This is a genomic window from Roseateles sp. (genome assembly GCF_047654805.1).
Classification (GTDB): domain Bacteria; phylum Pseudomonadota; class Gammaproteobacteria; order Burkholderiales; family Burkholderiaceae_C; genus Pelomonas.
Genome location: NZ_JASGIV010000001.1, coordinates 2,298,992 through 2,312,504, shown reverse-complemented (window position 1 = coordinate 2,312,504; position 13,513 = coordinate 2,298,992). Strand labels below are relative to the sequence as shown.

Genomic DNA, 13,513 nt, shown 5'->3' with positions numbered 1-13,513 from the left:
CAGATAATCCGCCGCCATGAATCTGTTGCGCGCTGCGTCGACCATCTCCCTGCTGACCCTGACCTCGCGCATCACCGGCCTTGTCCGGGAGACCATGGTGGCGGGCCTGTTCGGCGCCACGGCGATGACCGACGCTTTCCTCGTCGCGTTCCGGATCCCCAACCTGCTGCGCCGGCTGTTCGCCGAGGGTGCTTTTTCCCAGGCCTTCGTGCCGCTGTTGGCGGCGACCAAGGCGACCGAAGGGGAGGCGGCCACGCAGCGCCTCATCGATGCCGTTGCAACCGTGCTGCTGTGGGCGCTGGTGGCGACCTCGGTGCTGGGTGTCGTCGCGGCGCCGGTGCTGGTCTGGCTGCTTGGCTCGGGCCTGCCGGGACCGGCCTTCGACGCGTCAGCCACCATGACGCGCATCATGTTCCCCTACATCGGCTGCATGTCGCTGGTGGCTTTGTCGGCCGGGATCTTGAACACCTGGCGGCGCTTCGTCGTGCCGGCCGCAACGCCGGTGCTGCTCAACCTCAGTGTCATCGCCGTCGGCTGGGCGCTGGCCCGGCCGCTGGAGCGTGCCGGCTACCCGGGCATCTACGCGATGGCCTTCGGCGTGATGCTGGGCGGCGTGCTGCAGCTGCTGGTGCAGTGGCCGGCGCTGCGTGCCATCGGTGCCATGCCTCACATGCGCCTGAGCTGGCGGGGCTTCCAGGAGTCGCGCGCCCACCCGGGCGTCGGCCGGCTGCTGGTGATGATGGGGCCGGCGCTGCTGGGCGTCGGCGTGTCCCAGCTGTCATTGATGATCAATACGCAGATATCCAGTCATCTGGCCGAGGGCGCAACGTCCTGGCTGAACTACGCCGACCGGCTGATGGAGTTCCCCATCGGGCTGCTTGGCGTGGCGCTTAGCGCCGTGTTGACGCCCCAGCTGTCGGCCGCCCAGGCCTCGGGGGCGAGCGAGCGCTACAGCCGCCTGCTCGACTGGGGGCTGCGCATGGTGGTGCTGCTGGCTCTGCCTTGCGCCGTAGCGCTGCTGGTCTTTGCCGTCCCGCTGACCGCCGTGCTCTATCACCGCGGCGCCTTTGGCGCGACGGACGTGGCTCACACTGCACAGTCCGTCATGGGCTGGGGCGTGGGGCTGATGGGCCTGATCGCCGTCAAGGTGCTGGCCCCAGGCTTCTATGCCCGCCAGGACACCGGCACGCCGGCCAAGATCGCCATCGCCGTGCTGGTGTTGACCCAGTGCTTCAACCTCTTTCTGGTGCCATGGATCGGCGTCGCCGGCCTGGCGCTGTCCATCGGGCTGGGTGCGCTGGTCAACGCGGGCTGGCTGCTGTGGGGGCTGAAGAAGCTGGGCAGCTACCGTCCCGAGCCCGGTTGGCTGGGCTTCGGCCTGCGCGCGGTCCTGGCATGCACGGCCATGGGCCTGCTGCAGTGGCAACTGGCGACACGGCTGGACTGGATTGCGCTGGGCGCGCACGAGCTCCAGCGCGGCCTGGTCATGGCGGCCAGCCTGGCGGGCAGCGCCGTCGTCTACTTCGCCGTGCTTTTCCTGGCGGGCATGCGGCCCCGGGCGCTGGGTCGGCCGGGCTGATCGTGAAGTACACAGCTCCGACCCCGCTGGACTACTTCGCCACGCTGGTGGCGGAGGATGCCAGCCTGAACCTGCTGGAGGCCGCCGTCAGCCTCGCCCAGGACGACGAGCCGGGGCTTGACGTTCAGGCCGTGCTGGCCCGGGTGGACGGCCTGGCGCGCCGCCTGCGTGAGCGCATCACGCCCGAGACCGTGCCGGCCGAGCGGCTGCGGCTGCTGACGCGCTTTTTCCATGGCGAGCTCGGCTTCGCGGGCAATCTGAACAATTACTACGCAGCGGAGAACAGCTTCGTCCATCGGGTGCTCGAGACGCGGCGCGGCATTCCCATCACGCTGGCCGTGCTGCTGCTGGAGCTGGCCGAGCAGGCGGGCCTGCGCGCTTCGGGCGTGGCTTTTCCGGGGCATTTCCTCGTCAAGTGCCGGATGGGGCTTGGCGAGGTCGTCATCGATCCCTTCACGGGTGAGGCGCTGTCGGCTGCGCGCCTGGATGAGCGCCTGGCCGTCTACCGCCATGGCAGCGGGCTGCCGGCGGACCTGGAGTTGCCGCTGGAGTTCTTCCTGCGCGCCGCGACACCGCGCCAGATCCTGGCCCGGATGCTGCGCAACCTGAAAGAGGTGCATCGCGCTGCGCGCGACTGGCCGCGCCTGCTGGCCGTGCAGCGGCGCCTCGTCGTGCTGCTGCCGGGCGACGCGGCCGAGCGGCGTGATCGCGGCCTGGTGCTGGATGCGCTGGGCGACCACGCGGCGGCGGCCGACGACCTGGCCTTCTACCTGGCTGCACACGGTGATGCCTCCGACGCGGCTGAGCTGCGCGCCCGCCTGGCCGTGCTGATCGGGCAGCGGTCGCCGCCGCTTCAGTAACAATCCGCGCCCTCGCGCCCCGCCACCCATGATGAAGCTCAGCAAGCACCAACGCACCGCCCTGATCTGGGGTGGCGTCGCACTCGCCGGCATCCTGCTGCTTTGGCTGCTGTCGCCCGTGCTGGCCCCCTTCATCGCGGCCCTGGTGCTGGCCTATGCGCTGGCGCCGGCCGTGCAGGCGCTCGTCAACCGGCGCGTGCCGCGCTCGGTGGCCGTGCTGGTTGTGGAGCTGCTGTTCGCGCTCGCGCTGCTCGCCATGCTGCTTCTGGTGCTGCCCATCCTGAGCAAGGAGTTGCCGGCCCTGCGCGAGCAGATCCCGGTATTGGCCAAGGCCGCCAACGACAAGGTTTCGCCCTGGCTGTCCCAGTACGGCATCTACATGCAGCTCGACACGGCCAGCATCAAGGCCTTCGTGCTGAAGTACCTGGACGCCAATTTCGAGGACTGGCTGTCGACGGTGCTGAGCTCGGCCCGCATCGGCGGCAGCTTCCTGCTTGCCTTCATCGGCAACGCCGTCTTGCTGCCGGTCGTCCTCTTCTATCTGCTGGACGACTGGCCCGGCTTGATCGGGCGCGCGAAGGCCCTGGTGCCGTTGTCGGCGCGTGAGTCGGTCGGCAGCTTCCTTGAGGAGTGCGACGCGACGCTGGGCCAGTACCTGCGCGGCCAACTGCTGGTCATGGGCGTGCTCGCCATCTTCTACAGCGCGGGCCTGGCGCTCGCCGGCTTCGACCTGGCCCTGCCCATCGGTGTGTTCACCGGCTTGGCCGTCTTCATCCCCTACTTGGGCTTCGGCCTGGGGCTGCTGCTTGCGCTGCTGGCCGGCCTGCTGCAGTTCGCCAGTTTCTACGGCGTCGCGGCGGTCGCCGTCGTTTTCGGCATCGGCCAGTTGCTGGAGAGCTTCGTGCTGACGCCGCGCTTCGTCGGCGAACGCATTGGCATGAGCCCCCTCATGGTCATCTTCGCGCTGCTGGCCTTCGGCCATTTGCTGGGTTTCGTCGGCGTGCTGATTGCGCTGCCTTTGTCGGCCGTGGCTGCCGTTGCGGCGCGCCGGCTGCACCGGGCCTACCTCTCAAGTTCGCTGTTCACTTGATGCGCCAGATCCCCCTCGCGCTGCTCGCTCCGCCCGCGCACAGCTTCGACAACTTCCTGCCCGGTGCGAATGCCGAGGCCCTGGCCTACCTGACGGGCCTGATGCCCGGAGACCCGCCGGTGCTGCTGTGGGGGCCGACCGGCTCTGGCAAGACGCATCTGCTGCAGGGCCTGGCCGAGCGCTGGCAGGCTGCCGGTCAGCGCGTCGCCTGGTACGACGCCGACACCGCCTTGCCCTGGGAGTTGCCGGCTCACGAGAGCCTGCTGCTGCTGGACGACTGTCAGCGCTTTGATGCTGGCCAGCAGCACGCGGCGTTCGCACTCTTCGTCGCTTCGGCGGGGCAGGGCTACACCGTCGTCGCGACGGCCGATGCGCCGGCCGTCGACCTGGACGTGCGGGAGGATCTGCGCACCCGCCTTGGCTGGGGTCCCAGCTTCGCGCTGGAACCGCTGCGCGAGGCGGAGATGCGTGCAGCGCTGCGCCGCGAGGCGGATCGCCGGGGCCTGCTGCTGGGCGACGACGTGCTGACCTATCTGCTGACACGCTTCGAGCGCAATCTCAAAGGCTTGATGGCCTTGCTGGAGCGCCTGGACGAATTCGCGCTGGCCAACAAGCGGGCACTGACGCTGCCGCTGTTGAAGGCCATGCTGGCCGACGAGAAAATCGCCTCCGACCCCAACTTATGAATCTGACCTTGTTCGATCTCGACGGGACGCTGATCCCAGTGGACTCCGACCATGCCTTTGGTGGCTTCATGGTGGAGGTGGGCTGGGTGGATGGTGCAGTCTGGGGGGCTCGCAACGACGAGTTCTTCGCCCAGTACAACGCCGGGACGCTGGATCTCCCGGCGTACATCGACTTCGCGACGTCGGCCTGGCGCCGCCGGCCGCTGGACGAGGCGCTGGAGATGCGCGAGCGCTTCATGGTCGAGGTCATGCGCCCGGCGCTGAGGCCCGAGGCCATGGCCCTGGTCGAGCAGCACCGTGCGGCGGGCGACCTGATGGCGATCGTCACCGCGACCAACGTCTTCGTCACGACGCCCATTGCCCAGGCTTTCGGGGTCGAGCACCTGATCGCCGTCGACCTGAAACGTGACGCACAGGGGGGCTACAGCGGCGAGATCGATGGCATCCCGAGCTTCCGTGAGGGCAAGATCGCGCGCGTCGAGGCTTGGCTGCGGGGCCTGGGGGCACAATGGCACGATTTCGAGCGCGTGAGCTTCTATAGCGACTCGACCAACGACCTGCCCCTGCTCGAACGCGTCAGCCACCCGGTGGCGACCAACCCCAGCCCCTCGCTCGCCGCAGTCGCCGCCGAGCGCGGCTGGCCCCAGCTGCACCTCTTCGCATGATCAAGAAGTTCATCGACAAACTGCTCGGCAAGCCTGCCGCGGCCAACGCCAAGAAGACCAGCCCGCTCGGAAAACGGGTCGAGGTTCCCGCCGAGGTCCATGGCATCAACCCCGAGCTGCTCGACGAGCGCGCCGTCAAGGTGGTCAAGACGCTGACGGACGCCGGCTTCGAGGCCTACATCGTCGGCGGCGCCGTGCGCGATCTGCTGCTGGGCATGCGTCCCAAGGACTTCGACGTTGCCACCAATGCCACGCCCGAGCAGGTCAAGGGGCTGTTCCGCCGCGCCTTCATCATCGGCCGGCGCTTTCGCATCGTGCACGTCGTCTACGGCCGTGGCCGCGAGCACGAGGTGATCGAGGTCTCGACCTTCCGCGCGCTGCCCACGGAGTCTGAGTCCGTCAATGGCAACGAGAAGACCGCCAAGGCCGAGCTCGACGGCAAGCAGCATGCCGTGGACGCGAGCGGCCGTGTGCTGCGCGACAACGTCTGGGGACCGCAGATCGAGGATGCTGCCCGCCGCGACTTCACCGTCAACGCGATGTACTACGACCCGCAGCGCCGCCTCGTCGTGGACTACCACGGCGGCCTGGCCGACGCCAAGGCCAAGCTGCTGCGCATGATCGGCGACCCCGAGACCCGCTACCGCGAGGACCCGGTCCGGATCATCCGCGCCGTGCGTTTCGCGGCCAAGCTGGGCTTCGAGCTGGAGAAGAAGACGCTGGCGCCGGTGAAGGCCTCGTCGTCCCTGCTGGCCAACGTGCCGGCCTCGCGGCTGTTCGACGAGATGATCAAGCTGCTGCAGACCGGCCACTCCCTGGCCAGCCTCGCGCAGTTGAAGAAGCTGGGCCTGGGCCGCGGTGTGTTCGCTGTGCTGGACGCCATGTTGACCGAGAGCGGCGATCTGCCTGCGGGCATCCGCGGCGACTTCGTGCGCCAGGCCTTCGAGGACACCGACCGCCGCGTGAACGAGGGGCGTGGCGTCAGCCCCAGCTTCATGCTGGCCTGCATGCTGTGGCATGAGGTGCTGGACCGCTGGACCAAGATCCGCACCGGCGGCGAGCCGCCGGTGCCGGCGCTGGCCCAGGCCATCGATGCCGTCTTCGATGCCCGCATCGGCGACATCTCCGGCCGCGGCAAGCTGGCAGCCGACATGCGCGAGATCTGGATGATGCAGACCCGCTTCGAACGTCGCAGCGGCTCCGGCGTGTTCAGCCTGATCGAGCAGCCGCGCTACCGGGCCGGTTTCGATTTCCTGCGCCTGCGCGCCGACGTGGGAGAGATCGACCCGGCCCTGGCTGACTGGTGGGAGGACTTCGCGCTGGGCAGCGACGACGACCGTCAGGCGCTGCTGGCCGATGCCCGTGCGTCACAGCAAAAGCAGCCGCGCGCCGTGCGTGCACCGCGCCCAGAGACGCCAGCGGGCGACGAGGCCGAGCCTGCCGCTGCCGACGCGCCGGCAAAGAAGCGCCGTCGCCGCCGCCGCAAGCCGGGCGCAGGCGGGGAGGGCGCCGGCGCGCCGGCGCCTGCTGCCGAGTGAGCTCGCGCGCCTACGTCGGGCTGGGCACCAATCTGGGTGCCGACCTTCACGCGACATTGACACAAGCAGCGCTGCGACTCGCCGCGCTGCCCGACACCCGCGTCGCGGCGTTGTCCAGCGCCTGGCGCAGCGCGCCGGTGGACGCCGGCGGCCCGGACTTCCTGAACGCCGTTGCGGCGCTGGACACCGCAGTGCCTGCGCTTGAACTGCTGGACGCGCTGCAGGTCATCGAGCTGGCGTACGGCCGGGAACGCCCCTACCGGAACGCGCCGCGCACGCTCGACCTCGATCTGCTGCTGTATGGCGACCTGACGCTGGACACGCCGCGGCTCACGCTCCCCCATCCTCGCCTGGGCCAGCGGGCCTTCGTGCTGCGCCCGCTGCTGGAGATCGCGCCGGAGCTGGCGCACCTTGCGACCGGTGAAGACTGGCACGCGCAGCGTATCGAGCGGCTCGGGCCGCTGTCCCTCTAGCCCGGCGCCAAGCCGGCACCACCAGAGACCGGAAGATGCTCCCGACCTTCGCCGGCTGGCAGACCGTCGCTCTGTTGCTATTCAACGCCGTCATGCTCTGCAGGGGATGACGGGCGTGCCAGAGGGAAAAGCGTCATCGTGACAACGACTAGCATCCGGTCAGGCTCGATCGGCGCTGGCTCGATCGGCTTGGCTCTGCGACGGGTGAGGTCGTCGTCAGGCAAGTGTGATGTGGGCGCGGGGGCTTCGAGGACGGAAGCCGAGCCACGGCTCGACTCGCTCAGTGGCGACAGAGGGCGCTGCCGGTGATGGCTGTGGCAGCTCGGGTGATGCGGGGCCTGGTGCAGGACAGGTTCTTCCTGGCGCTCTTGGCCGCATTGGTGGCGTTTGGCGTCTACCAGCCCGGTCGCATCCCGAGCTTCGGGAAGCTGATCGACTGGCCGACCCTCGCGGCCTTGACCGGCCTTCTCTTGCTCACCAAGGGGTTGGAGATCAGCGGCGCGCTTCATTCAGCTGGCCGGACGCTGATCGAATCCATGGCCACCGAACGGGCTGTTGCGCTGTTCCTCGTTGCAACGGCTGCAGCGCTCTCGACGGTGCTGACAAATGACGTCGCGCTTTTCGTGGTCGTGCCTTTGACGCTTGGCATCTGCCGGCTGACGGGGATGCCCGCCGTCAAGATGGTCATCTTCGAAGCGCTGGCCGTCAACGCCGGATCCGCTCTGACTCCTATCGGCAACCCCCAGAACCTGTTCATCTGGCAGCGCGCCAACGTGCCATTTGACGAGTTCGTCTGGCACCAGCTGCCCCTGGTGGCATGCCTGATGGTCTTGCTGCTCGCCTTCGCCGCATATGCGTTCAAGGCGCGGCCGCTCCAGGCCCTCGAGCATGAGACATCGGCGCTCGACTCGAGACTGCTGGCCCTGTCGCTGGCACTGTATGTGCCGTTCCTGGTCGCCACAGACATGCATCAGGCGGGATGGGCAACGGCCGCCGTCTTCCTGCTGTTCCTGATGCTGCGTCCGCGCGTGGTGGCCGAGCTGGATTGGGGGCTGCTGCTGGTGTTCGCGCTGATGTTCATCGACCTGAGGCTGTTGGCCGGACTGGAGTCGGTGAACCGGCTGATGCTGAGCCTCGCGCTGCAAAAGCCAGAGAATCTTTACTTCGCGGGCATCGGTGCCAGCCAGCTGGTCAGCAACGTGCCGGCGGCGATTGTGCTGGCCGAGTTCTCGAGCGATTGGCGCGTGACGGCGTACAGCGTCAATGTCGGTGGGTTCGGATTGATGATCGGCTCGCTGGCAAATCTGATCGCGCTGCGGATGACCGGCGACAGCAGGTCTTGGATCGCCTTTCACCGCTACTCGGTACCCGCTCTGCTGCTGGCGGTCGTGATTGGGTACGGCCTGCTGTTCCTGTCCTGAAGCCGGGGTCGGGTTGGCGGGGCGCGGGGCCGCCCGGCCTGGTGGCCCGGGCGTGGGCGCCTCGTAACCGCGTTGTTCCTCCGACGTCTCCCGGCGAGGCTGGATTTCGCCTTCGCCGGCCTTTTCCTGAGGGGCGATCTACTGCATCTTCAGGTCCGCCTGATGACGATTCCGTGACGGCGCCCGCTAAACTGCGCGCCTTCCAGAAATCCAAGGATGGCCATGTTGTTTGGCAAGCTGCTGCCCCGCGAGGGCAATTTTTTTGAGCTGTTCAACGAGCACGGCGGTTTCATCCTGGAAGGCGCGCGCGCCTTCCAGAAGATGATCGAGAACTATTCCAACCCGGCGCTGCGCCAGCAGTACGCGGACGAGGTCGACAAGGCCGAACATGCCGCCGACCGCGTCACCGCCGAGGTGAACCGGCTGCTGCACCGCACCTTCATCACGCCCATCGACCGCGAGCAGATCCACAGCTTGATCAATGCGATGGATGACATCCTCGACCTGCTGCAGGACTCGTCCGAGACGCTGTCGCTGTACGACGTGCGCGCCGTGCCGGAGCAGGTGCTGCAGCTGTGCACGCTGTCCGTGCGCTGCTGCGAGCGCGTGCAGCATGCCGTCACGCTGTTGCCCAACCTGAGCAAGCCGGCCACGACGGAGGCGGCGCTGAAGACTTGCGAGGAGATCGATCGCCTGGAGTCCGACGCCGACCGCGTCATGCGCTCGGCCATGTCGCGTCTGTTCCGCGAGGAAGCCGACGTGCGCGAGCTCATCAAGCTCAAGGCGATCTACGAGCAGCTGGAATCCATCTCCGACCGCTGCGAGGACGTGGCCAATCTGATCGAGGGCATCGTCCTCGAGAATTCCTGATCCGTTCCCATGGCATCCGTTGAGATCGCCTTCTGGGTGGTGGCCCTGCTGGTCGTGCTGGCCCTGCTGTTCGACTTCATGAACGGCTTCCACGACGCCGCCAACTCCATTGCCACCGTCGTCTCCACCGGCGTGCTCAAGCCCCAGCAGGCTGTGCTGTTCGCCGCCTTCTTCAACGTCATCGCCGTGCTGGTGTTCCAGCTGCACGTGGCCGCCACGATCGGCAAGGGCATCGTCGAGCCCGGTGTGGTCGACCACCACGTCATCTTCGGCGCGCTGATGGGCGCCATCGCCTGGAACGGCATCACCTGGTACTGGGGCATCCCGTCCAGCTCGTCGCACGCGTTGATCGGCGGTATTGCCGGCGCGGTCGTCGCCAAGTCCGGTCCGCAGGCGCTGATCGCGGGCGGCATCTGGAAGACGGTGGCCTTCATCGTCATCTCGCCGCTGCTGGGTTTCTTGCTGGGCTCGCTGATGATGGTGGTTGTCGCCTGGGTCTGCCGGTACAAGTCGCCGCTGCGCATCGATAGATGGTTCCGCCGGCTGCAGCTGGTGTCGGCCGGCCTCTACAGCCTGGGCCATGGTGGCAACGATGCGCAGAAGACCATCGGCCTGATCTGGATGCTGCTGATTGCGGCCGGCATGGTGGGCGTGGGCGACAGCGCGCCGCCGACCTGGGTCATCGTCGCTTGCTACCTGGCCATCGGCATGGGCACCATGTTCGGCGGCTGGCGCATCGTGCAGACCATGGGTCAGCGCATCACCAAGCTCAAGCCGGTCGGCGGCTTTTGCGCCGAGACGGGCGGCGCGATCACGCTGTTCGTCGCGACGGCCCTGGGTGTTCCGGTGTCGACGACGCACACCATCACCGGGGCCATCGTGGGCGTGGGTTCGGTGCAGCGTGCGTCAGCCGTGCGCTGGGGCGTGGCGGGCAGCATCGTCTGGGCATGGATCTTCACGATCCCGGCCGCCGCGCTGATGGCTGGCGTCTGCTACTGGGTCAGCTTCGCGATCTACTGATCACTGGCCTGCGACTCGAAATATCGCTGTGCGCTGAAGGCGATGGTCGCCATCAGCGTCGTGCCGCCGATGAAGAGGCAGAGCACGACGCCGATGACGGCGGGCCAGCCGCCCGTCGAAGCCGGCCGGCCGCCGTTGAAGCGCTCGTTCCAGCGTTCGTCTGGCATCAGGCCGTAGACGATGCCGCCGAGCAGTGCTGCAACGAGGCTGATGCCCAGCAGCGGGATCAAGATCCAGGCCAGACGATCGTCCTGTCCGAGATGGTTCATGCGTTGCAGGCCGGCCAGGCCGAGCAGCGTAGGCAGCGGGAAGGCCCATGCCCAGCGGTCCTTCAGACCGTGAAGGTAGAAGCGGTGCAGGCCGAAGACGCCGACCAGCAGGGCCAGCCAGGTCGCGACCGCCTTGTGCTTGACGGCCGCGCTCATTCGGCCGCCGCGCCGTTGCCCAGGCCCAGCGTGCGCTGCATGAGCACGACGTCCAGCCAGCGGCCGAACTTCCAGCCGGCGCTCTTGAGCACGCCGGTGTGCTCGAAGCCCAGTGCCGTGTGCACGCCCACCGAGCCGGCATTGGCGGCATCGCCGATGACGGCCAGCATCTGGCGAGCGCCGGCTGCTTCGCAGCGGGCTATCAGCTCGGCCAGCAGCAGCCGACCGACGCCCTGGCCCTGGGCGGCCGGGGAAAGATAGATGGAATCCTCGACGCAGAAGCGGTAGGCCAGCCGCGGGCGGAAGTAGTTGGCGTAGGCATAGCCCAGCAACTGCCCGTCGCGCTCGGCAACCAGCCAGGGCAGCTGGCGGCCCAGCACTTCCTGGCGGCGGCGCCCCATCTCCTCGACGCCGGGGACCTCGGTCTCGAAAGTGCCGGTGCCGTGCAGCACGGCCTGGGAATAGATGGCCTGGATGGCGGGCAGATCGGCTTCGGTACTGGGGCGGATTCGCAAGGCGGCAGGGGTGGGCGCGGGCTGGGACATAGTTTGCTGGAATCGAATCCGATCGAGTTTATAATGCTGAGTTCTGGTGTCGGCCGCGGGGAGCTGCGGCGTATCTACGGTGCCAGAGACGGTGGCAACACCGGCGGTAACTCGCCGCAGTCTTTTGCTTTTTCGATCTGCTCGCCCTGAGTGTCTCCTGGTGCGGTGATCGCCCAACTCATCATCAGTTAAGGAAACATCATGGTTGTGATTCGTCTGGCCCGCGGCGGCTCCAAGAAGCGCCCCTTCTACAACATCGTCGTTGCCAACAGCCGCCAGCGCCGTGACGGCCGTTTCATCGAGCGCGTCGGCTTCTACAACCCCGTCGCCTCTGGCGCCGCAGAGAAGCTGCGCGTCGAGCAGGACCGCGTGAGCTACTGGATCGGCGTCGGCGCCCAGCTGTCGCCCACCGTCGCCCGCCTGGTGGGCGAGGCCAAGACGGCTGCCGTTGCTGCTGCCGCCTAAGTGCGCGTGGCAGGCAACAAGCCTCAGAAAGACGGCGCTTCGGCGCCGTCTTTTGCTTCTGACGCCGCCTGGCCCGAGGACCTGATCCAGGTCGGGCGCATCCTGGATGCGTGGGGCGTCAAGGGCTGGTTCAAGGTGCAGGCCTATTCCAACCAGGGCGATGCCCTCTTCAACGCCAAGCACTGGTTCCTGAAGAGCGACGGTCCAAAGCCGGGCCGGCAGACGCTGAAGCTCCTGTCCGTGCGTGAGCACGGTGAAGGCATCGTGGCCAGCGCCGACGGCATCATTGACCGCAACGGCGCCGAGGCGCTGCGCGGCTGGGAGCTGTGGATCTCGCGGGCCGATTTCCCGCGCACGGGTGATGGCGAGTATTACTGGGTCGACCTCATCGGCCTGGACGTGGTCAACCGCGAGTCCCAGGTGCTGGGACGCGTCATCGGCCTCATCGACACCGGCCCGCATGCGGTGCTGCGCATCCTGCCGCCCGGCATCGAAGAGCCGGCCAAGCCGGACCAGGAACGGCTGATCCCCTTCGTCGAGGCCTTTGTCGACGACGTGAGCCTGGCGGACCGGCAAATCCGAGTCGACTGGGGCGTGGACTACTGACGCCGCCATGCGCTTCGACGTCCTGACGATCTTTCCGGAACTGTTCGCGCCGCATCTGACGCACGGCGTCACGCGGCGTGCCTTCGAGAGCCGTCAGGTCGACGTGCGGCTGTGGCCGCTGCGCGATTTCGCCGAGGACAACTACCGGCGCGTCGACGACCGCACCTATGGTGGCGGCCCCGGCATGGTCATGTTGGCCGAACCGCTGGAACGGGCGCTGGCGGCCGTCAAGGCGCAGCGCGGCGAGGTGGAGCCCGCCGTCATCCATTTCACGCCTACCGGTGCGCGGATCGACCAGCTGCTGGTGCAGCAACTGGCCGGCGGCCCGGGTGCCGTCCTGCTTTGCGGCCGCTACGAGGGCATAGACCAGCGCGTGCTGGACCGCCATGTGACGCTGGAGCTCAGCCTGGGCGACTTCGTGCTGTCCGGCGGCGAGCTGCCCGCGCTGGCGCTGCTGGACGCCGTCGCGCGACTGCAGGACGGCGTGCTTGGCGACGCGAAGTCGCACGAGCAGGACAGCTTCTCCGACGGCCTGCTGGATTGTCCGCACTACAGCCGGCCCGAGGTGCTGCCCGATGGTCGCGAGGTGCCGGCAGTGCTGCTGTCCGGCCATCACGCCGACATCCGGCGCTGGCGCCGCGAGCAGTCGCTGGCGCTGACGGCGGCCAGGCGGCCCGACCTGATCGCGGCAGCCCGCGCGGCCGGCCGGTTGAGCAAGGCCGACGAGGCCTTCCTGGCCAAATCTAGGCAAAACCCGTAATCCCGGGCTATACTTGCGGGCTGTCCGATCCTCTGGCGGATCGAGTGGACTGGCTGCCCTTAAGGGCTCCAGCTGCAAACCCAACCGATAAATAGCGGTCCGCCAAGATCCTTAGGAGTACAGATGGACCTGATCCAAACCCTCGAGCAGGAAGAAATTGCTCGTCTGAACAAGACCATCCCGGCCTTCGCCCCCGGCGACACCGTGATCGTCAGCGTCAACGTCGTTGAAGGCAGCCGCAAGCGTGTGCAGGCCTACGAAGGCGTCGTCATCGCCAAGCGCAATCGCGGCCTGAACAGCAGCTTCATCGTCCGCAAGATCTCCAGCGGCGAAGGCGTCGAGCGTACCTTCCAGCTCTACAGCCCGCTGATCGCCTCGATCGAAGTCAAGCGCCGTGGCGATGTGCGCCGCGCCAAGCTGTACTACCTCCGTGAGCGTTCGGGCAAGTCGGCCCGCATCAAGGAAAAGCTGGCCTAAGCAGCTCGTCTGCTTCACTCAAGCCGCCCAGGG

The 13,513-nt window shown here is 67.7% G+C and carries 16 protein-coding genes; 14 read left to right on the top strand and 2 right to left on the bottom strand.

Going from position 1 to position 13,513, the window contains the following annotated elements; translation table 11 throughout:
- Positions 1-16: 16 nt before the first annotated feature.
- From murJ to QM732_RS10195, 10 genes are all read left to right on the top strand, one after another.
- Positions 17-1,579: a murein biosynthesis integral membrane protein MurJ gene (gene murJ, locus QM732_RS10240; RefSeq protein WP_415656056.1), complete on the top strand. Its 1,563-nt coding sequence runs from the start codon at positions 17-19 to the stop codon at positions 1,577-1,579.
- A complete protein-coding gene (locus QM732_RS10235) occupies positions 1,576-2,439 on the top strand; it encodes a SirB1 family protein (RefSeq protein ID WP_415659363.1) in 864 nt (287 codons plus the stop codon). The genes murJ and QM732_RS10235 overlap by 4 nt, the downstream gene beginning before the upstream one ends.
- Positions 2,440-2,470: 31 nt before the next feature.
- On the top strand, positions 2,471-3,529 hold the full coding sequence (locus QM732_RS10230) for an AI-2E family transporter (protein ID WP_415656055.1): 1,059 nt from the start codon (positions 2,471-2,473) through the stop codon (positions 3,527-3,529).
- Complete coding sequence (hda, locus tag QM732_RS10225; RefSeq protein ID WP_415656054.1) at positions 3,529-4,215, top strand: DnaA regulatory inactivator Hda; 687 nt, start codon at positions 3,529-3,531, stop codon at positions 4,213-4,215. The genes QM732_RS10230 and hda overlap by 1 nt, the downstream gene beginning before the upstream one ends.
- Positions 4,212-4,880 (top strand): HAD family hydrolase, encoded by a 669-nt coding sequence (locus QM732_RS10220; protein ID WP_415656053.1) that lies wholly within the window; start codon positions 4,212-4,214, stop codon positions 4,878-4,880. Before hda ends, QM732_RS10220 begins: the two co-directional genes overlap by 4 nt.
- A complete protein-coding gene (pcnB, locus tag QM732_RS10215; RefSeq protein WP_415656052.1) occupies positions 4,877-6,418 on the top strand; it encodes a polynucleotide adenylyltransferase PcnB in 1,542 nt (513 codons plus the stop codon). Before QM732_RS10220 ends, pcnB begins: the two co-directional genes overlap by 4 nt.
- On the top strand, positions 6,415-6,891 hold the full coding sequence (folK, locus tag QM732_RS10210; RefSeq protein WP_415656051.1) for a 2-amino-4-hydroxy-6-hydroxymethyldihydropteridine diphosphokinase: 477 nt from the start codon (positions 6,415-6,417) through the stop codon (positions 6,889-6,891). Before pcnB ends, folK begins: the two co-directional genes overlap by 4 nt.
- Before the next feature lie 329 nt (positions 6,892-7,220).
- Positions 7,221-8,312 (top strand): SLC13 family permease, encoded by a 1,092-nt coding sequence (locus QM732_RS10205; RefSeq protein ID WP_415656050.1) that lies wholly within the window; start codon positions 7,221-7,223, stop codon positions 8,310-8,312.
- 222 nt (positions 8,313-8,534) lie between these two features.
- Entirely contained in the window at positions 8,535-9,182 is a 648-nt protein-coding gene (locus tag QM732_RS10200) for a DUF47 domain-containing protein (RefSeq protein ID WP_415659362.1), read from the top strand.
- Between the two features lie 9 nt (positions 9,183-9,191).
- On the top strand, positions 9,192-10,202 hold the full coding sequence (locus QM732_RS10195) for an inorganic phosphate transporter (RefSeq protein ID WP_415656049.1): 1,011 nt from the start codon (positions 9,192-9,194) through the stop codon (positions 10,200-10,202).
- Here QM732_RS10195 and QM732_RS10190 read toward each other — a convergent pair.
- Positions 10,196-10,627, bottom strand: a complete 432-nt coding sequence (locus QM732_RS10190; RefSeq protein ID WP_415656048.1) for a hypothetical protein — start codon at positions 10,625-10,627, stop codon at positions 10,196-10,198. The genes QM732_RS10195 and QM732_RS10190 overlap by 7 nt on opposite strands.
- A complete protein-coding gene (locus QM732_RS10185; RefSeq protein WP_415656047.1) occupies positions 10,624-11,172 on the bottom strand; it encodes a GNAT family N-acetyltransferase in 549 nt (182 codons plus the stop codon). The genes QM732_RS10190 and QM732_RS10185 overlap by 4 nt, the downstream gene beginning before the upstream one ends.
- A gap of 201 nt (positions 11,173-11,373) precedes the next feature.
- Here QM732_RS10185 and rpsP point away from each other — a divergent pair, with 201 nt between their 5' ends.
- The 4 genes from rpsP to rplS all read left to right on the top strand — a co-directional run bounded on the left by rpsP (position 11,374) and on the right by rplS (position 13,480).
- Positions 11,374-11,637, top strand: coding sequence for a 30S ribosomal protein S16 (rpsP, locus tag QM732_RS10180; RefSeq protein ID WP_415656046.1), 264 nt, complete (start codon positions 11,374-11,376; stop codon positions 11,635-11,637).
- 6 nt (positions 11,638-11,643) lie between these two features.
- Positions 11,644-12,243 (top strand): ribosome maturation factor RimM, encoded by a 600-nt coding sequence (gene rimM / locus QM732_RS10175; RefSeq protein ID WP_415656045.1) that lies wholly within the window; start codon positions 11,644-11,646, stop codon positions 12,241-12,243.
- Between the two features lie 7 nt (positions 12,244-12,250).
- Positions 12,251-13,003: a tRNA (guanosine(37)-N1)-methyltransferase TrmD gene (gene trmD, locus QM732_RS10170; RefSeq protein ID WP_415656044.1), complete on the top strand. Its 753-nt coding sequence runs from the start codon at positions 12,251-12,253 to the stop codon at positions 13,001-13,003.
- A gap of 123 nt (positions 13,004-13,126) precedes the next feature.
- Positions 13,127-13,480: a 50S ribosomal protein L19 gene (rplS, locus tag QM732_RS10165; RefSeq protein ID WP_195793304.1), complete on the top strand. Its 354-nt coding sequence runs from the start codon at positions 13,127-13,129 to the stop codon at positions 13,478-13,480.
- Positions 13,481-13,513 lie beyond the last annotated feature (33 nt).